This is a genomic window from Streptomyces sp. A1136 (assembly GCF_004795055.1).
In the GTDB taxonomy this organism is placed as follows: Bacteria; Actinomycetota; Actinomycetes; order Streptomycetales; family Streptomycetaceae; genus Streptomyces.
In genome coordinates, this window is sequence record NZ_SSBJ01000024.1 from 103,052 (window position 1) to 123,547 (window position 20,496).

Annotated in this window: 20 protein-coding genes; 5 read left to right on the top strand and 15 right to left on the bottom strand. The window is 72.7% G+C overall.

Annotated features, from left to right (window positions below; all coding sequences use genetic code 11):
- Window positions 1–22: 22 nt before the first annotated feature.
- Window positions 23–1,063, bottom strand: coding sequence for a hypothetical protein (locus E6R62_RS23395; RefSeq protein ID WP_136215474.1), 1,041 nt, complete (start codon window positions 1,061–1,063; stop codon window positions 23–25).
- A gap of 178 nt (window positions 1,064–1,241) precedes the next feature.
- Here E6R62_RS23395 and E6R62_RS23400 point away from each other — a divergent pair, with 178 nt between their 5' ends.
- Window positions 1,242–2,030, top strand: coding sequence for an ATP nucleotide 3'-pyrophosphokinase (locus E6R62_RS23400; RefSeq protein ID WP_136215475.1), 789 nt, complete (start codon window positions 1,242–1,244; stop codon window positions 2,028–2,030).
- 36 nt (window positions 2,031–2,066) lie between these two features.
- On the opposite strand, the gene E6R62_RS23405 is transcribed toward E6R62_RS23400, so the two are convergent.
- Together E6R62_RS23405 and E6R62_RS41045 are read right to left on the bottom strand one after the other, a co-directional pair.
- Window positions 2,067–2,915, bottom strand: coding sequence for an aminoglycoside phosphotransferase family protein (locus E6R62_RS23405; RefSeq protein ID WP_240801837.1), 849 nt, complete (start codon window positions 2,913–2,915; stop codon window positions 2,067–2,069).
- Entirely contained in the window at window positions 2,812–3,306 is a 495-nt protein-coding gene (locus E6R62_RS41045; RefSeq protein ID WP_136215477.1) for a ricin-type beta-trefoil lectin domain protein, read from the bottom strand. The genes E6R62_RS23405 and E6R62_RS41045 overlap by 104 nt, the downstream gene beginning before the upstream one ends.
- Before the next feature lie 582 nt (window positions 3,307–3,888).
- Here E6R62_RS41045 and E6R62_RS23415 point away from each other — a divergent pair.
- Both E6R62_RS23415 and E6R62_RS23420 read left to right on the top strand, forming a co-directional pair.
- Window positions 3,889–4,557 (top strand): DUF4142 domain-containing protein, encoded by a 669-nt coding sequence (locus E6R62_RS23415; RefSeq protein WP_136215478.1) that lies wholly within the window; start codon window positions 3,889–3,891, stop codon window positions 4,555–4,557.
- A 225-nt stretch (window positions 4,558–4,782) separates the two neighbouring features.
- Window positions 4,783–5,172 carry a class F sortase gene (locus E6R62_RS23420; RefSeq protein ID WP_136215479.1) on the top strand — a complete coding sequence of 130 codons (390 nt, stop codon included), beginning with the start codon at window positions 4,783–4,785 and terminating at the stop codon, window positions 5,170–5,172.
- Here E6R62_RS23420 and E6R62_RS23425 read toward each other — a convergent pair.
- The 4 genes from E6R62_RS23425 to E6R62_RS23440 form a co-directional block, all read right to left on the bottom strand.
- On the bottom strand, window positions 5,167–7,500 hold the full coding sequence (locus E6R62_RS23425) for a prolyl oligopeptidase family serine peptidase (protein ID WP_136215480.1): 2,334 nt from the start codon (window positions 7,498–7,500) through the stop codon (window positions 5,167–5,169). The two genes, E6R62_RS23420 and E6R62_RS23425, sit on opposite strands and share 6 nt — an antisense overlap.
- Window positions 7,501–7,536: 36 nt before the next feature.
- Entirely contained in the window at window positions 7,537–9,324 is a 1,788-nt protein-coding gene (locus E6R62_RS23430; RefSeq protein ID WP_136215481.1) for an N-acetylglutaminylglutamine amidotransferase, read from the bottom strand.
- Between the two features lie 209 nt (window positions 9,325–9,533).
- Complete coding sequence (locus tag E6R62_RS23435; protein WP_136215482.1) at window positions 9,534–9,902, bottom strand: VOC family protein; 369 nt, start codon at window positions 9,900–9,902, stop codon at window positions 9,534–9,536.
- Window positions 9,893–10,462 (bottom strand): HAD family phosphatase, encoded by a 570-nt coding sequence (locus E6R62_RS23440; protein ID WP_136215483.1) that lies wholly within the window; start codon window positions 10,460–10,462, stop codon window positions 9,893–9,895. The genes E6R62_RS23435 and E6R62_RS23440 overlap by 10 nt, the downstream gene beginning before the upstream one ends.
- Window positions 10,463–10,690: 228 nt before the next feature.
- Here E6R62_RS23440 and E6R62_RS23445 point away from each other — a divergent pair, with 228 nt between their 5' ends.
- Window positions 10,691–11,605 (top strand): cyclopropane-fatty-acyl-phospholipid synthase family protein, encoded by a 915-nt coding sequence (locus E6R62_RS23445; RefSeq protein ID WP_136215484.1) that lies wholly within the window; start codon window positions 10,691–10,693, stop codon window positions 11,603–11,605.
- 56 nt (window positions 11,606–11,661) lie between these two features.
- On the top strand, window positions 11,662–12,699 hold the full coding sequence (locus tag E6R62_RS23450; RefSeq protein ID WP_240801838.1) for a hypothetical protein: 1,038 nt from the start codon (window positions 11,662–11,664) through the stop codon (window positions 12,697–12,699).
- Window positions 12,700–12,791: 92 nt separating this feature from the next.
- Here the strand turns inward: E6R62_RS23450 and E6R62_RS23455 are convergent, their stop codons facing one another.
- The 8 genes from E6R62_RS23455 to E6R62_RS23490 all read right to left on the bottom strand — a co-directional run.
- Window positions 12,792–14,195, bottom strand: coding sequence for a cytochrome P450 (locus E6R62_RS23455; RefSeq protein WP_136215485.1), 1,404 nt, complete (start codon window positions 14,193–14,195; stop codon window positions 12,792–12,794).
- Complete coding sequence (locus tag E6R62_RS23460) at window positions 14,192–14,812, bottom strand: ATP/GTP-binding protein (protein ID WP_136215486.1); 621 nt, start codon at window positions 14,810–14,812, stop codon at window positions 14,192–14,194. Before E6R62_RS23460 ends, E6R62_RS23455 begins: the two co-directional genes overlap by 4 nt.
- Window positions 14,793–15,152, bottom strand: a complete 360-nt coding sequence (locus E6R62_RS23465; RefSeq protein ID WP_136215487.1) for a DUF742 domain-containing protein — start codon at window positions 15,150–15,152, stop codon at window positions 14,793–14,795. Before E6R62_RS23465 ends, E6R62_RS23460 begins: the two co-directional genes overlap by 20 nt.
- The gene (locus tag E6R62_RS23470; protein ID WP_206308822.1) at window positions 15,149–15,553 is read right to left on the bottom strand and encodes a roadblock/LC7 domain-containing protein; all 405 of its coding nucleotides are present in this window, start codon (window positions 15,551–15,553) and stop codon (window positions 15,149–15,151) included. The genes E6R62_RS23465 and E6R62_RS23470 overlap by 4 nt, the downstream gene beginning before the upstream one ends.
- Before the next feature lie 6 nt (window positions 15,554–15,559).
- Window positions 15,560–17,035: an ATP-binding protein gene (locus tag E6R62_RS23475; protein WP_240801839.1), complete on the bottom strand. Its 1,476-nt coding sequence runs from the start codon at window positions 17,033–17,035 to the stop codon at window positions 15,560–15,562.
- 414 nt (window positions 17,036–17,449) lie between these two features.
- The gene (locus tag E6R62_RS23480; RefSeq protein ID WP_206308823.1) at window positions 17,450–18,631 is read right to left on the bottom strand and encodes a spore photoproduct lyase family protein; all 1,182 of its coding nucleotides are present in this window, start codon (window positions 18,629–18,631) and stop codon (window positions 17,450–17,452) included.
- Between the two features lie 77 nt (window positions 18,632–18,708).
- Complete coding sequence (locus E6R62_RS23485) at window positions 18,709–19,206, bottom strand: MSMEG_6728 family protein (RefSeq protein ID WP_136215490.1); 498 nt, start codon at window positions 19,204–19,206, stop codon at window positions 18,709–18,711.
- A gap of 95 nt (window positions 19,207–19,301) precedes the next feature.
- Window positions 19,302–20,496 (bottom strand): MFS transporter (locus E6R62_RS23490; RefSeq protein WP_136215491.1); only part of this gene is annotated, 1,195 nt, incomplete at its 5' end.

Consider the following 20,496-nt stretch of genomic DNA (forward strand, 5'->3'; position numbering starts at 1 on the left):
GGCCCGGCCGGCCGACGGGGGATCAGCCCGCCGGGGGACCTTCGCCCCCCTCGCCGTCCTGCGCCGTCTCGAAACCCTTCAGCGCGTCCTTCAGCGTGGTGAGGGTCTCCTCCGCCAGATCGCGCAGGAAGGCGGGGCACACCCAGGCGTCCAGGGGCTCGTCCTCGTCGGCCGCCCCGGCTGCCTCGTCCTCCTCGTCCTCCTCGTCCCACCCGTGGTCCTCGGCCATCTCGGCGCGTCCGCCGGGGCTGCGCAGCAGGTAGCCGACACGGGAGGCGTGATCCGGATCATCGGTGTCGGGGTGCTCGTCCGAGTCATGGGCGCACGGACCGTCGGGCAGCGACGCGACGGCTTCCTCCACGCCCTTGACCATGGCCTCCGGTACCGAACGGTCGGTGATCCTCTCCGATGCCGCGTACCAGCAGGTCGCGTTCATCGTCACGAGGAAGCCGGCCAACACCCCGCGGGTCGGCCGGGACGGAAGGCAGCCGGCCTCGTCCGTGAGCACCTCGTGGGGATCGTCGTAGGGGTAGTCGTTCACTATGCCCGAAAGGACATTGATGGAACTGCGGTGGTACTTGGGGGCTCCCGCGGGTACGCGCCGGACGGTGAACGGGGCGATCACGTCCTGCGCGAGGCGGGCCCAGCCCGCCACGTTGCCCGGACACAGCGCCCGCTCGACGTCCAAGTCCGCGGCGGCCGAGGGGAGTTCGCCCAACAGCCCGGTATCGCCGGCCCAGATCTCGTCCTCCAGCGCGTCCATCTCGCTCTCGTACGGATGACGGTCGTGCGAACAGGGCCGCTTCCCCAGCGTGTTCACCGCGGCGCTCAACGCGTCGAGGGCGGCGCGCTCGGCGGTCCGCCCGGGGCGCCAGGCGAGGTATCCCGACATCGCCACGAGAGCGCCCACCCACACGTGGGCCCGGTCCCCGCCCGGGTCGGCGAGGAGCCTGCGCGAGCACTCCAGGACGAGGGGGTCCGCTTCGGCCGCGGGGGACGTGTCGTGGATCTGTCGACAGGCGTCGGCGAGCCGGTCGACGGGGAGGTCGGCGATTTCGATCATGAACGGTACGACGGCCCGGGTCCCCCGTTCGGTTCCCGGCCGTCGGCGGTTCGGCCGGCCGTGCCGCGAACGGCCGCGGCCAAAGATCATCGGGACCGCCCGGAGGAGACACCTCGACCCCGTCCCGTCAGTTGTGCCCGGCGTACCGATGCCCCACGCGAAGGCAGGACCCAGGCGCATGAACATCACCCGTACCCTCACCCGCGCCGCGATCGCGGCCGCGCTGGCGACCGCGCTCGGGAGCGGTGTCACCACGGCCGCCGGCGCCGCCCCGACCACCGGGCACAACTCCCCCACGGCGTCGGCACGACACGCGGACGACGGGGGCTGGACCGGCGAGGACGGGCTCTCGCTGAGCCCGGCCGACAGCCGGCGCGTCGACGCGTACACGGAGAACGCCCGGCGGGCGGAACGCGCCATCAGCCCCCGGGTACGGGCGGTCGCCCGGCTGGCGGGGGCGCAGGTGATCGGCTTCGAGAACCGGCTCAAGTCCCCCGACTCCCTCAAGCGCAAGGTCGCCACCTCGCTGAAGGAACGCCCCGGGCAGAGCGCCGACTCCGTGCTCGCCACGCTCGGCGACGCGGTGCGCTACACGCTCCAGTGGGGAGACGACCGCTACACCGACGGAGTCGCCGAAGCCTCGGAGGCGCTGTCCGCGTGGGGTGACGACAGCACGAAATGGTCCAACACCTGGGGGCGCGCCACGGGGTACAAGGGGCTCAACACCGGCTGGCGGGCAGCGCGTTCCGGACAGCTCTTCGAGGTCCAGTTCCACACCCCGGCCTCCAAGTGGGCCCAGGAAGCCACCCACGAGCTCTACGAGGAGCAGCGCCTTCCGGGTACGGCGCCCGAGCGGAAGCGGGAGCTCCAGGAGCAGCAGGACGCGATCTTCGCGTCGGTTCCCGTCCCGCCGGGCGCCGACCGGCTGACCGCGCCCGTGTCCCCGGCCCTGGTACCGGTGGGCTGACCGGGCGACCCGACCGGCACTCGTGGTCCGGACGCCTCAGACGTCCTCCAGGACCGCCCGGATCACGTGCCGGGCGTTGTGGGCCATGGCGGGGTTGGTCTTGCGGTAGCAGGGCAGCGCGATGAGCGCCTGGGAGAGTGTCCGCCCCCGGCCCCTCGTCCAGGTCGCGTCGTCCACGGCCAGCGCCTCGCGGAAGGTCTTTCGGCCCTCGGGCGGCAGCAGGTTCCACGCGGGAAACAAGTCGCAGGCGGGATCTCCCGTCCCCGTGCACCCGAAGTCGATCACCGCTGCCAGCCTGCCGTCCTCGACCAGGAGGTTGCCCGGCATGAGATCGGCGTGCAGCCATACCGGCGGCCCGTCCCACGAGGGGGCGCGCAGTGCCTCCTCCCATACGGCGGTGACGGCGTCGCAGTCGACACCCTCCTCCGGAATCCCGCGCAGTTCCCGGATCGCGGCCATGGTGTCCGCGTCGAGCGTGGCGAGCGGGCCGCCCCGGTGCGCCTTCGGCCCGGCCGGCAGCCTGATGCCCCGCATCGCCGTCACGAACGCGGCCAGGTCCTCGGCGAGCGACACGGGCTCGTCCAAGGCGCCCTCCTCGGGATGCCGCCCGGCCAGCCACCGGTACACCGACCACGACCACGGGTACCCCTGTGTCGGCTCCCCGACCCCGAGCACCTCCGGGATGCGTGTGGGCAGGTGGGGCGCGAGGCGGGGCAGCCACGCCCGTTCCGTCACCAGATCCTCGACCCCGCCCCGTACCAGCGGCAGCCGCACGACCATGTCATCGCCCAGCCGGTACACGGCGTTGACCGTGCCATCGGAGGGCCATCTCTCGACCGGCAGCCCCGCCCACCGGGGGAACCGTGCGGCGATCAACCGTCGCACGAGGCCGTCGTCGACGGGGTAGCGGCCGGGATGCATCTGACCTGCGCTCATGGCGGTCATCCGACCACCGGCCGCCGACGGGCGTCAAACACCTTTCCGATCCGCGGGATTCGGCTTCGGCAGCGGGCGGGGAGGGGCTTTGACGACAGGCCTGGTTTTGCGTCCAGCGTTGCGACGCCTCTCCGGCGCACGTGGAGGTGACCAGGCCGCTGGTCATGCCCAGGTCGAGGCACCCGCCGCCGTAGTCGCGGAGGCTGCCGCCGGAGCCCGTACGCCACGAGCGCGTGGCGCCCTGCGCGCAGTCGCCGACGAAGACGGCCTGGTTGAGCCCGTTGGAGTAGAGGCACTGACCGCTCTGCTGGTTGACGAGTTCGAAGGTGCCGTCCGACACGCTTCACGGTCCAACGGGCCGTCGCGTCCGAGCAGTCACCGTTGTCCGAGGCGCCGAAGACCTGGGTGATGCACCTGCCGTTGTCGCCGTTGCGGTAGCGGTGGGTGCCGGAGGCGGGGGGTGGGGCGGCAGGGGACGTCGCGCCACCGGCCCCGCCGCCCGGATTGCCCGCGCCACCGCCCGGGGTTCCCGAGCCGTTCTGCGGGCCGGTGCCCGTGCCCGGCCCGGGACCCGGGCCGGGGGCGGTTCCCGTGCCTGGGGCGGTGCCTCCCGCCACGCCGGTCTGGGTGCCGCCCGCCCCACCCTGCCCCGTGCCGGCGGCGTCACCACCTTGCCTGACGCCCGGCTCCGCCGTGCGCCCAGTCGATCGGTAATGGTTGCTCGCGAATTTCGTCCTTTACGGACCGCTGACGGCGCGGCCCGGGCGGTGGACGTGCGGAGCGGCCGTTGCGGTGAATTTGCCGAAGGCGTGGTGGCGGCGGCGTGTCCCTGCGGAAGGGATGGTTCTCGGATGCTACAAGGCGCCAGTTTCCATGCCTGCCGGCGTGTCGACGCGCCGCAGCGCGTAGAGGGAGTACCTCCATGTCGTACCGACTCGTGGCCACGGCCACCCTCATAGCCGCCGGAAGTGTCCTGTCGGTGCCCGCGGTCGCGGCCGCCGCCGATCAGGACACCGCCTTCGTCAAGACGGCACACCAGGGCAACCTCGCGGAGATCGCCGCAGGCAACGACGCGCAGAAACACGCGACGACGGCGTGTGTGAAGGCGGTGGGCTCCGTGCTGGTCCGCGACCATGGCAAACTCGACGCGGATCTGCGGGCATTGGCGGGCAAGCTGAACGTCGAGCTGCCGCCGTCCCCAACCGCCGAGCAGCAGAAGGACCTCGCCACCGTGCAGGCGAAGGCCGGCACCCCCGCCTACGACGCCGGTTGGCTCACCGTCCAGGACGCGGCACACGTCAAGACCCTGGCACTGATCGACAAGGAGATCTCCTCGGGCGGTGACGGCGACCTGGTGGCCGGGGCCCGTGCGGCCCGCCCGGTGGTGGCCGCGCACCTGGAGATGGTTCGCGGGGGCACCTGCCACCACGACAAGGAAGCCTCGATGATCGGCGCCGGCAACGGCGGGCAGTTCGCCGCCCGGGGGAACGGTCTCAACGCCATCGGCGCGGTGGGTCTCACCGGCGGGATCCTCGTGACGGCCGGTGTCACCGTGTGGCTGGCGCGCCGCCGTCCCACCGGATTCCGCTGAGTCCGTGCGCCCTCGTCAGGTCATCGTCGCGGGCGCGGTGACGACCTGCGGTTTCGTCCTGGCGGCCGGCTGCCTCCCGCCGGCCGCCCCGCACCGGGTGGGTGAAGGCGTCCTGCCCGCCGCCGCGAACACCTTCGCGCGCGCCGCGACCGATGCGCGTACGCCCCGGCCTTCGCCGCCCCGTTCCGTCCGGGTCCGCACGGTTTCGCGACCGAGGTGGCGCCCGTGGCCGCCCGCCCGGACGGCAACATGGACCTCCCCCGCCGGGGCTCGCAGGGCGGATGGTTCGCGCTGGGCGCCGCACCCGGCGCGGCGCAGGGCACCGTGCTGGTCGCGGGTCACGTCGACACCGGTGAGGGGCTCGGCGCCTTCGCCGCCCTGCACGCCCTCGCCCCGGGCAGCCGGATCGAGATCACCGGTACCGGCGGACGCCTCTACCGCTACCGCGTCGTCGCACGTCGGACCTATCCCCGGACGCGGTTGCCCGCCGACCTGTTCGGCCCCCGGGGCGGCCACCGGCTCGTGCTGGTCACCTGCGCGGGCGCCTACGACCGCGAAGCCGGTCGCTACGCCGACAACCTGGTCCTGTACGGCGTGCCCGACCCCTCCTCATGAGGCCGGTCGGGCCGACCCCGTCTCGCCGGCCAGGTGCTGCTCCAGCCAGTCCGCGGCCGCCCGCCGGTAGAGGCGGCGGTTGTCCGCGCGGAGGAACTCGTGTCCTTCGTTGCGCAGGGTCAGCAGTTCGGCCGGCACCCCCCGGTCGCGCGCGGCGCGGACGAACTGCTCCGATTCCGTCGGGGGCACGTTCGTGTCGTGTTCGCCGTGGACGGCCAGCACGGGGGCCCGCAGCCGGTCGATGCGGCTCATCGGGGAAAGGGTGCGCAGGAGGTCCCGGTCCCGCTCGGGGTGGCCGTACTTCGCCGCGGCCGACTGGGCGATCCACGGCTCGGTACCGCCGAAGAAGGTGGCGAAGTCCGACATGCCGCAGACGGCGACGCCGGTGCGGAAGAGCTCCGGGTGCCAGACCAGGGAGGCCATGGTGAGGTAGCCGCCGTAGGAGCGGCCCATCACCGCCAGCCGCAGGGGATCGGCGTAGCCGCGGGCGACCACGTGGGCGGCGCAGTCCGCGACGTCGTCGATGGCCGCGAACCTGCCCGCTCCGAGGTCGGCGTCCACGAACGACCGTCCCCAGCCGGAGGAGCCGCGGACGTCGGGCGCGAACACGTCCATGCCCCGGCCTAGGAGTTCGTGGTAGAGCGGGCTGAACACGGGCCGTTCCTGCTCTTCGGGTCCGCCGTGGAGGTGGATCACGCACGGCGCGGGACGGCCCGGGTCGCGTTCCGGAGCACGGTAGTACCAGCCGCCGAGCACCAGCCCGTCGCGGGCCCGGCAGCGCAGGGGCACCGGGCTGACGGGGGGCCGCCCGGGGGGCGCCGCCTCCTCGTCACGTGCCGTCCAGCCGGTGCGCAGCGGGGCGAAGCCGCCCGTGAGGTCCCAGACGCCGGGCCTGCGCCGGGACCCGGACAGGGCGGCGAACAGCCCGCCGCGGCCCACGGGTGCCATGCGGGTCACCACCTCGTGCGGCAGTGCCGACCGGTGTGGCGGTCCCACGCCGTCGTCGGAATCGGACGGCGGCAGGGCGACGCTCTCCAGTTCGCTCGCGCCGTGGACGTTCCAGGCGAGCAGGGCCCATCCGCCGTGGTCGGGAAGGCTCAGCAGGTCCAGCGCCGTGTCCCGTCGCTCGGCGGCCACCGACAGGTCGCGGAGCACACCCCTTTCGTCCAGCCGGGCCCTGAGGAGCGCGGCGAATTCGCGGTCGGCGTCGCTGCGCAGCCACACGACGCGCGAGTCGGCCGAGAGCCTGCCGATCCAGGGGTCGCCGTCGGCGACGGGCAGCCGGAAGGTGGTGCGTCCGGAGGCCCTGTCGAGCAGGAGGGCCTCGCGGCGCCCGCGCGGCCCGCGCCGCAGCAGCGCGAAGCGGCCGTCCGCGCCGATGTCGCAGACGCGCAGGGAGGCGGCGCCCGCCTCGCTGAACAGCAGGGAGGGCGCTTGGGCGCCGTCCGGGTCGAGGAGGTAGGCGGCCAGTCCCCCGCCCGGGGCCGCTCCCCCGTCGGCCGCCGCCGGCGACGCCGCGGCCAGGACGGTGAGGTCCGCCGCGTACGGGGCCGGCGCGACCGGGGACGCCGGCCCGAGCAGCGTCGCGCGGCCGTCGCGTTCGGTCCATGTCGCCCCGGCCGGTCCCTCGGGTGCGGCCGGGCCGGCGTCCTGCGGGAGGTGACCCGCGCCGCTGTGGGCGCCCGGGACGTCGGACGGCTGGGCGACGGTGACGGCCAGCGCCGTCCCGTCCCGGGTCCAGCAGCCCAGGTGGGCCGAGGCGCCGGGTTCGGCGCCCGCGAGGACCCGACGGCCGGTCCCGTCCGGGCGCACCACCAGCACGCGCGTGTGCTCGCCGCCCCCCGGCGCGGAGGTATAGGCGATCCAGCGGCCGTCGGGCGACCAGGACACCTCCGTCACCGGGTCGGGGTCGGCGTCGAGGATGTGCGCTTCGCCGCCGTGGGCCGGGCCGCTCCACAACTGCGGCACGCCGGCGCGGTCGCAGATGTACGCGACGTGGTCGCCGCCGGGATCCGCCGAGGGGTACCAGCAGCCGTGGGCGGTGAGCACCGTCGGCGGGTCCGCCGCGCGGGTGTCGGCCAAGTGGACCGTGGCGGGGGCCTGCCCGGATGCCTGGGCCGGGGCCCGCGTGGGGGCCGGTCCGGGAGCCTGGGACGCGGCCCGGGCGGGGGCCGGTCCGGCCGCCTCGGGTCGGGCCTCGGCGCCCGCCTCCCCTACCCCCGTGGCGGCGGAGGCCTCGGCGGCCGGACCCGGCTCGGAGGCCGAACCCGGCGCCAAGGCGTCGGCGGGTCGGGAACGGTACTGACGTGGGGAGCGATCCAGGGGCATGTCCGCCTCTTCGAGGGCTTCCGGGGTTGTCACCGTTCAGTGTGTGTCGATGCCGTGGGTCTGCAACCAGATCTCCAGCGACGCGACCTGCCACAGGGTGCTCGCGCCGCGTTTGGTGCGGTGCCGGGCGGGGTCCGCGAGCAGCTCGGTCACGCGGCGCCGGTCGAAGAGCCCGCGCCGCCGCGCCTCGGGGGCGGTCAGCGCCTCGCGTACGCGGCCGAGCACCGGCTCGGCCATGTGCCTGACCGCCGGTACGGGAAAGTATCCCTTGGGGCGGTCGACGACCTCGCGCGGCAGGACGCGCCGGCCGATGTCCTTGAGGACTCCCTTGCCGTCCTGGGCGAGCTTGAGTTCGGGAGGGCAGGCCGCGGCCAGTTCGACCAGCTCGTGGTCCAGGAACGGCACCCGCGCCTCCAGGCCCCAGGCCATCGTCATGTTGTCGACCCGCTTCACCGGGTCGTCGGGCATCAGCGCGTGCACGTCCAGGCGCAGCGCGGCGTCGAGCGTGCTCTGGGCGCCGGGGTCCGCCATGTGGGTGCGGACGTAGTCCCGGGAGGCGTCGTGTGGGGGCGTCACGTCCGGATGCAGAAGGGCGGCGACGTCGTCGTGGGGACGGTCGAAGTAGACCTCCGCGTACGCGTCCGGCGCGTCGGGACGGGCGGCCGCGGCGATCGGCGGATACCAGTGGTAGCCGGCGAACACCTCGTCGGCGCCCTGGCCGCACAGCACCACCTTCACGTCCTTCGCGACCTGTTCGGCCAGCAAGTGGAACGCCACGGCGTCATGGCTGACCATCGGCTCGTTCATGGCGCCGATCGCCGCCTCCAGCGCGGCCGGGAGCCGGTCGGACGGGATCATGTACTGGTGGTGGTCGGTCGAGAACCGGCGTGCGACCAGGTCCGAATAGTGGAACTCGTCGCCGTCCTGCCCGTTCTCCGACTCGAACCCCATGGCGAAGGTCGCCAGGTCGTCGTGGCCCTCCTCGGCGAGCAGCGCCACGATGAGGCTGGAGTCCAGCCCTCCGGAGAGCAGGACGCCCACGGGCACGTCGGCCACCGTGCGCCGGCGCACCGCCGTGCGCAGGGCCTCGTGGACGGCTTCGCGCCAGCGCACCGGATCGCTGCCCAGTTCGGGGCGGCGGGTGTACGAGGGCTGCCAGTAGAGGTGGTCGTGGTGGGTGCCGTCCCGCTCGACCACGCGGACGGTGGCGGGCGGGAGCTTGCGTACGCCGGCGAGCACGGTCCGGGGGGCCGGCACCGTGCCGTGCCAGCTCAGGTACTGGTGGAGAGCCACCGGGTCGAACGAGGTGTCCACGCCGCCGCCCGCCAGCAGGGCGGGCAGCGACGAGGCGAAGCGGAGGCGCTCGCCGTCCTGGGTGAGGTAGAGCGGCTTGATGCCGAGCCGGTCACGGCCCAGCACGACGCGGCCCGTGTGGTGCTCCACCAAGGCGAAGGCGAACATCCCGATCAGGTGTTCGACGCACGAGTGTCCCCATTGACCGTAGGCCTTGAGGAGCACTTCGGTGTCGGAGTCGGAGAAGAAGCGGTGCCCGAGGCCTTCCAGGCGTCCGCGCAGCTCGCGATAGTTGTAGACGCACCCGTTGAAAACGCCGGTGAGGCCCAGCCGCGGGTCGGTCATCGGCTGGGCGCCGCTCTCCGAAAGGTCGATGATCTTCAGTCGACGGTGGCCGAGGGCAACAGGGCCCTGCGACCAGGCGCCTCTGCCGTCGGGACCGCGGTCTTCCATCTCGTCGGTCATGCGTTCGACCGCGGCGAGGTCGGCCCGCCCGCCGTCGAAGCGCACTTCCCCGCTCAGGCCACACATGAGGCACCCCCCGCTCGACTCGCCCCTCGGGGCCGCCGCGTCAAAGCGGCCGCCCGTTCGCCCGGGGTCCAGGCCACCTCCACCATGTGCGTTCACTCCCGTTGCCCTGCCGGTCCACGCCACGCGACGCGCACCGAACAGGCGATCGACGTACCAGGCGCCTGCCCACGTGCGCGGCGCTTAAGCCCGGCTTCGATCTCCGCCCGCCATCAGGCCCCGGTCAGGCAGAAGGGGTGCCCGGCCGGGTCCAGCAGGACCCGCCACCTGCTCTCGTCCGGCTGGCAGGCGGACTTCGTCGCGCCCCACCGCAGCAGCAGGACCTCCGCCTCATCCAGGTCCTCGACCTCGAAATCGAGGTGGATCTGCTGGGGCACCGTCTGGTCGGGCCACCGGGGAGCCACGTAGCCATCGACCCTCTGGAAGCCGAGGAAGAGGCCGTCCCCGCGGGTCAGGCCGGCGAAGTCCGCGTCGGATCTCCCGTGCGGTTCGAACCCGGTGGCCCGGTGGTAGAACTCGGCGAGCGCCTCCGGGTCCGCGCAGTCCAGGGTGACGGCGGTCAATCTCATCTTCAGCGGCATGGCGCTCCTTCCTGCGTGCGGTATCCGGCTGCGCGGGCCGCTTGGACGCCGGGGCGACTGTCCTCCACGACGGCGCAGGCGGCCAGGTCCACGCCCATTCGTCGGGCGACGTGCGGGAACAGGTCGGGCGCGGGCTTTACGCGGGAGACCTCGCCGGCGCTGAAGACACGGCCTTCGAAGCGTGCGCGCAGTCCGGTGCGGCCGAGGGTGTGGCGCCTCTTGTCGTGGGAGCCGCTGGAGGCGACGCGCATGGGCAGGGTCAGCGCGTCGAGCGCTTCGGGCAGACCCTCGACGGGGGTGAGCCCGGCGTCCACGGCTTCGCGGTGGAGCCGCTCGAACCGCTCCGACCGGATCGCGGCCGTCTCCCGGCCGAGCCGGGCGGCGATCTGTTCGCCGATGTCGGCGTGCGAGCGACCGACGAAGCGGCCGACGACTTCTTCCCGGGTGAGCGGCCGGCCCAGCTCCGCGCCGAGCGCGACTTGGACGCGAACGGCGATGCGTTCGGTGTCCACCAGCACACCGTCGCAGTCGAATATCAGCAGTTCCACCGGCTTGATCACCCCGGCAGCATAGGCGCCGACCGCCCGGAGCGGTGAGGCGCGGGCGGCGTCGGGACGCTCCGGTCCCCGGGTACGCACATCGGCTGATCTGTACTGCCGAGTGGGCTGACGGGAGGCCCTCGAAGTGCCACGATGATCCGTGCTTCAACAGTGTGCCGGTCGGGACGCGGTGAGAGCGGCGCCAGCGTGCCCGGGGACCGGCCCCAGCTACGAAAGGGCGGGCGTCCCATGCGCGTTACACCCCTCGTACCCTCTTTAGGAACCGACCGGGACTCGTCCGCGGACGAGCAGGTGCGGCTCTACTACAGCGGCAAGACGCAGGACATCATCCAGAAGTACGGTCCGGGTCCCCGCGTGCACTTCCATGTGGGGCTGTTCCCGGACGACTCCCCGCCCCATACCACCGTTCCACAGGGCGTGTTGAAGCAGCACCTGCTCGACGCGCAGGAACGGATAGTCGAGCACGCCGCCCGTTCCTGGGGGGCGTACGAGACTCCCCCGCGACGCGTCCTGGACATCGGCTGCGGGCTCGGCGGCACCTCCCTCTACTGGGCACAGGAGCACGGCGCTTCGGTCACCGGGCTCACCGTCGCCGCCGAACACGTCCCGATCATCGGGCGGTTCGCCCGTCAGGCTGGTGTCGCGCACCGGGTGCGCCCCCTCGTGGCCGACGTGCACGAGCTGCGCGACTCCCGCGCGTACGACGCCGTCTACGCCAACGAGAGCAGCGGGTACACCGACCGGGCGCGCCTCTTCGAGGTCGTCGCCGAGGCGCTCGAACCGGGAGGGTGGTTCGGCCTCCAGGAGCACTTCGTGTGTCGCTCCGAGTGGCTCGATTTCATCGACGGCTACTACAGAACACGGCTGGGAACACGCTCCGAATACCTGACGGCGGCCGAGGCGGCCGGCTTGGAGTTGGTGCGGGACGAGGAGGTGACCGACTCGGTCGCGGAGTTCTGGGTGCAGTCCATGGCGTGGAACACGGCCGAACTCGACCGGCTGCGCGCGGGCGGCGAGCCCGGCGCCTGGAGCCGCGAACGGCTCCAGCAGTCGACGCTCGCGCACAGCAGGCTCTTCCGGCTGTGGCGCGACCACGCGATGGAGACGCGGTTGCTGTGCTTCCGCAAGCGGGGCGGCCGATGACGGCGCCACCGCGTCCCTCACGCCTCGGTCCGCGACTGCCCGCCTTTTACTGCCCTTTGGAGCGCGACCTCGTCCATCCAGAGGCGAAGCAGGTGGAGGCGCGGGCGGTCGAGTGGGTGGACTCCTTCGGCCTGTACCCGGACGCGGTCGAGCGCGCGTGGGGTCTGGCCACCCACAGTGCGGACTTCACCTGCCGCATCATCCCCGAGGGGAAGGTCGAGGCCCTGCTGCTGTTCGCCGAGTGGAACTACTGGGCGAACGCCGTCGACGACTGGCAGGACTCGGGCTCCGAGGAGGTGGGGACGGGCGCCGTCGTCGAACACGGGGTACGGCTGTTGCGGACCATCGAGAACCCGGGAGCGTCCCTGCTGCCCGACGGCCCCATGACCCGCGCGCTGGTGGACCTGGTGAGCCGAACCCATGCCATGCTCAGCCCCTTCGAGCTGCGCAGGTTCACCGAGGGCACCCGCGACTGGCTGCTGGGGGCCGCGTGGCGGGCGGCGCGGGCCGAGGAGGGCGCCATGCCGGGGTTGAACGACTTCGCCGCCCTGGGACCGCTGGCGAACGGCACGCGCTTCTCGCTCACCTGGTCGGACGTCGCGCGCGAGGACCGGTTGCCGGCCGAGGTGCTGTACTCGCCCGCCCTCACCGCGCTCACCGACGCGGCGGGGTTCATCGTCAGCGCGGACAACGACCTGTTCTCCTACGACAAGGACGACCACCTGGAACCGCCCGAGGTGAATCTGGTCAACGTCCTCGCCCACCGGGAAGGCTGTTCCCCCGCCGAGGCGGTACCCCTCGCCGTGGCCCTGCGTGACAGGGTGATGGTCCTCTTCACCACGTTACGGGCGCGGCTGGCGGACGGGGCCGATCCCCGACTGCGCCGTCACCTGGCGGCGTTGGGCCACTACGTGGCCGGCTGCGTCGCATGGCAGGGCCGGGCGCCCCGGTACGCGACCCCGCGCAACCGGTACGGACTGCCGTCGGCCGAAGCCCGTCTCGCGGTCCGGTACGCCGACGTGCCGAGCGTCCCCGACCGGGAGGCACCGGATCTGCCGGCCCTCGCCTCCTGGTGGCAGTGGGTGGGCGACTGAGTGACGTCTCACCGGGCGGACATCGCACCGGACGACACCGAGGGCCCCGGCCATGTGGCCGGGGCCCTCGGGCCCGGATCGGATCGCCCGGCTCAGCGGCGGCCGAACAGGCGGCGCCACCAACCGCCCCCGCGCCGGTGCCCCGCCGCGGGGGCGGGGCCGGGGGCCACCGTCGGCTGCGGCGGGATCGGGACGTGCGGCGGGTGCTCGGAGGCCCGCTCCGTGTGGGGCGCGGCGTTCTCGACGGAGCGCGGCGTGAACCGTACCGGCAGGCCCAGGATGTGGCGCGACATCAGGGTGCCGCGCCACCGGAGCTCGTCCGCGCCGACCGCCAGTTGGAGGTCCGGCAGCCGGTCCAGCAGGACTTCGATGCCGGTGTCCGCGATGGCGCGGCCGATGTCCTGACCGGGGCATTCGTGCGGTCCGCTGCTGAACGCCAGGTGGGACCGGTTGCCGTGGACGGAGACGCTCGGGTCGGGCCGGATCTGCGGGTCGGCGTTGCCCGCGGCGAGGCCGAGCAGCAGCATGTCACCGGCCTTCACCTGCTGACCGCCCAGCAGGGTGTCCCCGGTCGCCCAGCGCCCGATGATCGTGTTGATCGGCGGATCGTCCCACAACACCTGTTCCAGGGCGTCGGGCAGCGTCATGTGCCCCCCGGACAGGCTCGCCCGGAAGCGCGGGTCGGTCAGGACGGTCCGCAGGGTGTTGGCGATCAGGTTGGCGGTGGTCTCGTACGCCGCGATAAGTACCACGCGCAGGTGCATCAGCACTTCCGTGTCGCTGAGGTCCGCGGGGTGCTCGATGAGCCAGGAGGCGAGGTCGTGCGCGGGCTTGACCTTGCGCTCCATCACCAGTTGCTCCAGCGTGAGCGTGACGTAGCGGTCGCTCTGGAGGGCCGTCTCCGTCCCCTGGAGCATGTCGCGCGCGGCCTTCACCAGGCGGGGCCCGTGCTCGTCGGGGGCTCCGACGAGCTGGGTCATCACCAGCATGGGGAGTTGGTCGGAGAAGGAGGCGACAAGGTCGGCGTAACCGTCGCCGGCGATCCGGTCGACGAGCTGGTTGGCGAAACGGGTGACGTAACGGCGGATGCCGCGCTTGTCGAAACGCTCCAGGGAATCGACGACGGCTCCCCGCAGCCGCTCGTGGACCGGCCCGTCGGTGAAGTTGCACACCGGCACCCAGGAGACCATGGGGCCGAGCGGGGTGTCGGCCGGTACCCGGCCCTCCTTCATGTCGCGCCAGCCCCGGGGGTCGCGGGCGAAGCGCGAAGGGGTCCGCGCCACGTCCAGGTTCTCCCGGTGCCCGAGCACCAGCCAGGCCGGGAGGTCCCCGCTGACCAGCACGGGCGCCACGGCCCCGTACTCGGCCCGCAGCCTCTCGTACAGCGCGAACGGGTCGGCTTCGGCCTCCGGCCCGTGGAGGCGGTGGAGGCCGCCGCCCCCGGCTCCCGCCGCGTGGGCGGGGCACTGGGGCGGAGGGGTGGGTTGGGTGCTCACATTGCCTCCTGGGTGGCTGCCTGGGAGTGCAGGTAGCGCATGAGGGTCAGCAGGACGTCGCGGGACGAGTCCCGCCGCCTGGCGTCACAGACGAGGATCGGGACGGCGTTGGGCAGGTCGAGGGCTTGGCGCAGCTCCTCCAGCGGGTGCTCGGGGGCGTCGGGGAAGGAGTTGACGGCCACGACGAAGGGGACGCCCCTTTCCTCCAGGCGTCCGATGACGTCGAAGCTGGTCTCAAGCCGACGGGTGTCGAGGAGGACGACCGCTCCGAGCGCGCCCTCGAAGAGACCGCGCCACAGGAACCAGAAGCGTTCCTGGCCGGGGGTTCCGAACAGGTACAGCACGAGTTCGTCGTTGATGCTGATGCGGCCGAAGTCCATGGCCACGGTGGTGGTGGTCTTGCGCGCCACCCCCCGGGTGTCGTCGACGCCGATACCCGCCTTGGTCATGGTCTCCTCGGTCGTCAGCGGCCTGATCTCGCTGACCGCGCCGACCATCGTCGTCTTGCCCACGCCGAAACCGCCGACGATGACGATCTTGACGGCGGCCGCCGCCGTCTGGGGGAGTATGTCCGCGGGGAGCGGCCCGCGGGGCGGGTCAGAGCTTTTGAAGTCCATCGATCACTGCCTCGATCAGAGCAAGGTCGGGTAGCTGGGCGGCGGGAACGGGCGGGCGGACGCGTACGCGCCGAGCGGCCATCAGGTCCCCGACCAGCACGGTGACGGCGCTCACGGGCAGACCGGCGTAGGCGGCGATCTCGGCCACCGACAGCGGCGCCTGGCACATCCGCAGGATGGCCGCCTGCTCGGGCTGCATCTCGGGCATGGCGGGCGCTCTGGCGACGACCAGGGTCACGAGGTCCAGGTCGACGGCGGTGGAAGGTCCGCTCCGTCCGCCGGTGATGACGTAGAGCCGTTCGGGACTGTTGTCCTCCCAGCTCGCGGGGGGCTCACTCACGCGGGCTGCCCGTCATGTCGGGGCGGGCTGCTGAGGTGGTCCCCCATCCGGGTCACCAGGTTGCGCATCTGGGCGCCCATCAGCCCCGCGTCGACTCCCTCGTCGGCGAGCACCGCCAGGTACGAGCCGTCGCCGGCGGCCATCAGGTAGAAGAACCCGCCGTCCATCTCGATCACGACCAGCCGCATTCTGCCCTCGGAACGGGGCAGTTCGGAGGCCACCGCCCCGGCGAGGCTCTGCAGGCCGGCGCAGGCCGCCGCCAGACGGTCCGCCGTGTCGGTCTCGGCCCCGTACTGCGCCACGCAGAGTCCGTCCGCGGACAGCACGATCACGTGCCGTGTCTGCGGCACGCCGGCGGCCAGGTCCTTCAGCATCCAGTCCATACCGCTTCGCTGAGTCATCACTGTTCATGCCCCTTTGGTCGCTGAGCCGGACGCGTCCTGGGCGCCCTGGGCGTCTTGGCCGGACGCGCCGGACAGTCCGCTGTGGAACGCCTCCAGCCACATGCCGGGGCCGGGGTCCTGCGCCGACTGCGGCTCCGCCGCCGGCGGGGCGTCGGGGAGGGTGGCCCGGTCCTTGCGGCGTCGCTGAGGCAGGCCCGTCGCCGTACGTCCGGTGGCGGGGCCGCCGGCGGCGACCGCGGGCCTCGGCACGGGGGCCGGTGTCGACCGGGGCGCGGAGAGAGCGGCGGACGAGCGGTCGACGGGGTGTTCGCGAGGTGCGGCGGGCACGGCCCTGGGCCCCGAGGAGGAACCGATGCCGTGGGCGAGGCCGGTCGCCGCGGATGCCGTGGTGATCAGGTGCTGCGGGACGATGACCACCGCGCGGACGCCGCCGTACGCGGAGGAGCGCAGGGACACCTGGAAGCCGTACGCCTGGGCCAGCCGGCCGACCACCGCCAGGCCCAGCCTCGGCGTCTCGCCCAGGTCGTTGAGGTCGATGCCGGACTGCGCCTGCGCCAGCATCCGCTCGGCGCGCCTGCGGGCCTCCTCGCTCATGCTGAGGCCGCCGTCCTCGATCTCCACGGCGATGCCGGACTGCACCTCGGCGGCCGTGAGGTGGACCCGGGTGTGCGGCGGCGAGTACCGGGTGGCGTTGTCCAGCAACTCCGCCAGGGTGTGGATCAGCGGCTCCACGATGGGGCCGACGACGGCGACCTCGGACACCGAGTGGAGTTCCACCCGCTGGTAGTCGATGATCCGGGACATCGCGCCGCGCAACACGCTGTAGAGGGTGACGGCCCTGCTCCACTGACGGCCGGGGCGCGCGCCGCCGAGGACGGAGATCGAGTCGGCGAGCCGGCCGATAAGGGCGGTGCCGTGGTCCAGGCGCAGCAGGTCGCCGAACACGTCCGGGTCGCGGCCGTGACGGTCCTCCATCTCGCGCATTTCCTGGGCCTGCTGATGGACGATCGCCTGTACGCGACGGGCGATGTTCACGAAGGCCCGCTGCGCCGAGTCGCGCAGGTTCTCCTCGTTGTCGACCGCGTCGATGGCCTGGGCCAGCACGGATTGCAGGGCGGCTCTGAAACGGGGTGTCAGGGCGGTGTCGTTGCCCCAGCGGTTGCCCTGTCCGCCGCGGCCGCCCAGGGAGTTGAGCACCTCTTCGGGCAACTCCCCCTTGCGCAGTCGCCCGATGGCCTCGCTCAGCACCACCTCGGACAGGCGCACCGCTTCGGTTTCCTGTCGGGACAGGGCGTGCCGCAGAGCCGCGACCTGGGAGCGGCGGGCGGAGAGCGCGCGGCCTCGGCGCAGCGCCTCGGCGACGGCCACGGCGGTGCACGCCGCGCCCAGGACGGCGCAGAGGGCGCGGACCGGTTCCGGGGAGGGGACGAGCCCCCCGACGAGGCACAGGGCGGCCACGGCCGCGATCACGGGCATCATCCGGTTCGCTCCCGCCTCGGGGCGGGCGGCTTCGGGTGGAATGTCTTTTTGCGCCATCGGCGTCCTCGAACCATCGAAAGTGGGGATCTTATGACCGGTGGGCGGGAGCATAACTACGCCCAACTTCCCGCATGGGTGCTTTCGTTGGAGTTCATCGGACCGGAGGACCCAATACGCGCCATCTCCGGGGCCGGATTACGGCGCGAGCCATGGCGCGTTCGTGTCGCGCGGCGTCAAAGGAGGAGGTTGAAGGCTTTCCCCGGCACAAACAGGCGAGCAAATTCGAACTTGCATTCCGCTCTATTTTCGGCCGCATTCCGTTGTTCGGATGTGGTACCGCGCACCGAATTGCGCTATGGACCCGAGGGCGCCCGCGCCCGGTGGCGGCCGCGCGGCGCGGTGGGCGGGATTGGTTCAGAAGGCGTACCGCACGCGCAGCCACGGCGTGCGGGTCGCGATCATCCGGCGCATCGACTCGACGGCGGACGCCTTGACCGGGCCCCGGTAACGCACGTTCCAGCCGCCGTTCTCCGACCGCTTGGGCTGCTGGAGGTCCTCGCGCCACAGCAGGTCCTCGGCGCGGGGGTGCCAGCCGAGGTTGACCTCGTGCAGATCCCGGTTGTGGGTGAGCAGGATGATCTCCGCTCCGGCCTGGTCCTTGACCCGGCGCGGCAGTACGTCGTCCATCGCGCGAAGCAGCTCGTCCCAGTCCTGCGCCCAGCCCGGACGGAGCACCACCGGGGAGAGGTTGAAGTGGACCTCGTACCCCGCGTCCAGGAAGTCCGCCGCCGCCGCGAGGCGCTCGGGGACCGGGGTGGTCCTGATGTCGAGGAGCCGGGAGTCGTCCGGCGGCATCAGCGAGAAACGGATACGGGTGCGCCCGCGCGGGTCGAGCCGGAGCAGGTCCGGGTTGACGAACTTCGTGGCGAAGGACGCCTTGGCGGTGGGCCACCGACGGAACGCGCGCACGAGATCGGCGGTGTTGTCGCTGATCAGATCGTCCACCGAGCAGTCGCCGTTCTCCCCGATGTCGTACACCCACGCGTGCTCGTCGCACTGGTTGGGTTCTGGTTTGGGACCGGCGGCCGCGATGTGCCGTCCCAGGCTGCCGAGAACGCGCTCGACGTTGGTGAAGACGGTGATCGGGTTGGCGAAACCCTTACGGCGCGGGACGTAGCAGTAGGCGCAGGCCATGGCGCAGCCGTTGGAGAGGCCGGGGGCGATCCAGTCCGCGGACCGGCCGTTCGGCCGGATGCCGAAGGACTTGCGCTCGCCCAGGACCAGCACCTCGCGCTTGACCCGCACCCACCGCTCGACGTTCCCCTCGTTGCCGTGCAGGTGCGGAATGCGCCAGTGGGAGTCCGTCTCGATGAGGCGGGCGTCGGGGAACCGCGCGATGATCTGCCGCCCGCGCAAGGAGTCGGCGGCGGCGGGCTCGGCGTGGATCTCCGCCACGTGGAGCAGCCTGGCCGCCCGCGGCCCGTCACGGAAGGGTCTGCGGCCGGGGTCCTCGGCGGGTGCGGCCGCCGCCGCGAGGTCGTCCATGGTGAACAGGCCTTCGGCGCCGTCCGGCGGTTCTTCGGGACGCTGACGCATGTCCACTCCGGGGGCAGGCACGGGGCTGGTGGTCCGCGGCGGGCGGGGTGCCAGGGGCGCCGGTCCGCCGGCCGATGTCATGACGTGTTCCCAGTGTACGGAGGCGGGCCGCCGTCCCGGTCGGACCGCGGCCATACGTAGGGGAGGTCGTCGGGCACGCCCGGGAAGTGGCGGTCGTAGAGCTCCGGGGCTTTGCGCAGCAACGCGGACTGGTGGCTCCGGTGGAAGGCGGGGTCGCCGAGCCAGGGCGGCAGCTCGCCGTCCGCCGCGAGTCGGCGCTGTTCGCGCGGGGCGGCTCCCGGGCGCCAGGCGAGGTAGCCGCCCAGCAGTGTGGCCGCACACGTGTCGGAGCGCCCCTCGGCGGTCCAGACCCCGCAGACGTCCAGGCCGTAGCGCACCAGCGCCTCCTCGTAGCCGGCCCACATCCGTACCGCCGGGTGGTGGCGCCAGCCGTATCCGGGCACCGTGAGGCCCCTGAAGACCTGGAGGGCCTCGACGCGCTGTTTGCCCAGGCGCCTGGGGTCGAGCACGGTCGCCGAATCGAGGAACCCCGGATAGGGGAGGAATGTCTGCATGGGGTGGATCTACCCCTGCGGAGCCCGGGCGCCTCCCGGGTCATCGCGCCCGGCGCGGGCCGTGCGCGACATCGGCGCCGGGTCCTCGACCGGGATCATCGACGCTCTTCGTCGTGAGGGCCCCGGTGGGCCCACGGGTGGCGCAGCCGGATCCAGACGTCCCTGGCCTGTCGCCCGGCCGCCGAGCGGCTCCCGGCCACCAGCCGGTCCGCCTCGTCCGCCGTCTCGACCATGGGGCCGGAGCCCCGCAACGGTTTGCCGGCGGTCTCGTGCAGGAAGAGCGTCGAGACGAAGCCGACGACACCGGCGACCATGAGGTAGTAGGCCGGGACCATGGTGTCGCCGGTCGTCTCCACGAGCGCCGAGGCGACCAGCGGCGTGGTCCCGCCGAAGAGGGAGACGGAGATGTTGAAGGCGAGGGACAGCGCCCCGTACCGCAGTCGGGTGGGGAACAGGGCGGGCAGCGTGGACGCGGCCGTTCCGGCGAAGCAGACCAGCAACAGGCCGAGCACGCCGCAGCCGACGGCGGGGAGCACGATCCCGCCCCGGCGGATCAGCAGGAACGCCGGCGCGGAGAGCGCCACCAGGGCGACGCTGCCGACCAGGAACACCGGACGCCGGCCCCACCGGTCCGAGGAGTGGCCGACCGTGGTGATGGTGAGGACCACGAGCAGCATGGTGGCGAGGACGAGCAGCTGCGCGGTCGTGTCGCTCTGGCCCAGGGTGACGGTCATGTAGGTCGGCAGGTACGAGGTCACCATGTAGTTGGTGACGTTGTAGAGCAGGACCAGTCCCATGCAGATGAGCACGGCCTGCCAGTGCTGGGTGAAGATCTCCTTCAGGCGTCCCTTGCCGGATTCGCGGGCGGCCTCGACGGGGTCCTCGTCCTCTTCGCCCGCCTCGCGCTCCGACGCCGCGTAGGCCGCCTCCTTCTTGAAGGCGGGGGTCTCCTCCAGTCTCATGCGCATGTAGAGACCGATCAGGCCGAGCGGACCCGCCAGGTAGAAGGGGATGCGCCAGCCCCAGTCCTCCAGGCCCGCGGTGCCCAGGACCAGCGTCAACACCGTGACCAGGCCCGAGCCCAGGGCGTAGCCGACGAAGGTGCCGAAGTCGAGCCAACTGCCCAGGAACCCGCGGCGGCGGTCGGGCGCGTATTCGGCGATGTAGGTGGTGGCGCCCGCGTACTCGCCGCCCGTCGAGAACCCCTGGACCAGACGGCAGACGAGGAGCAGCAACGGGGCGGCGACGCCGATGGACGCGTACGTCGGCAGGAAGCCGACGGCGAAGGTG

What these genes read in the sequence shown, in the direction of transcription:
- E6R62_RS23395 (WP_136215474.1), bottom strand. Translation starts at nt 1,063, where the DNA reads ATGATCGAAATCGCCGACCTCCCCGTCGACCGGCTCGCCGACGCCTGT.
- E6R62_RS23400 (WP_136215475.1), top strand. Translation starts at nt 1,242, where the DNA reads ATGAACATCACCCGTACCCTCACCCGCGCCGCGATCGCGGCCGCGCTG.
- E6R62_RS23415 (WP_136215478.1), top strand. Translation starts at nt 3,889, where the DNA reads ATGTCGTACCGACTCGTGGCCACGGCCACCCTCATAGCCGCCGGAAGT.
- E6R62_RS23425 (WP_136215480.1), bottom strand. Translation starts at nt 7,500, where the DNA reads ATGCCCCTGGATCGCTCCCCACGTCAGTACCGTTCCCGACCCGCCGAC.
- E6R62_RS23430 (WP_136215481.1), bottom strand. Translation starts at nt 9,324, where the DNA reads ATGTGTGGCCTGAGCGGGGAAGTGCGCTTCGACGGCGGGCGGGCCGAC.
- E6R62_RS23435 (WP_136215482.1), bottom strand. Translation starts at nt 9,902, where the DNA reads ATGCCGCTGAAGATGAGATTGACCGCCGTCACCCTGGACTGCGCGGAC.
- E6R62_RS23445 (WP_136215484.1), top strand. Translation starts at nt 10,691, where the DNA reads ATGCGCGTTACACCCCTCGTACCCTCTTTAGGAACCGACCGGGACTCG.
- E6R62_RS23460 (WP_136215486.1), bottom strand. Translation starts at nt 14,812, where the DNA reads ATGGACTTCAAAAGCTCTGACCCGCCCCGCGGGCCGCTCCCCGCGGAC.
- E6R62_RS23470 (WP_206308822.1), bottom strand. Translation starts at nt 15,553, where the DNA reads ATGACTCAGCGAAGCGGTATGGACTGGATGCTGAAGGACCTGGCCGCC.
- E6R62_RS23475 (WP_240801839.1), bottom strand. Translation starts at nt 17,035, where the DNA reads ATGATGCCCGTGATCGCGGCCGTGGCCGCCCTGTGCCTCGTCGGGGGG.
- E6R62_RS23480 (WP_206308823.1), bottom strand. Translation starts at nt 18,631, where the DNA reads ATGCGTCAGCGTCCCGAAGAACCGCCGGACGGCGCCGAAGGCCTGTTC.
- E6R62_RS23485 (WP_136215490.1), bottom strand. Translation starts at nt 19,206, where the DNA reads ATGCAGACATTCCTCCCCTATCCGGGGTTCCTCGATTCGGCGACCGTG.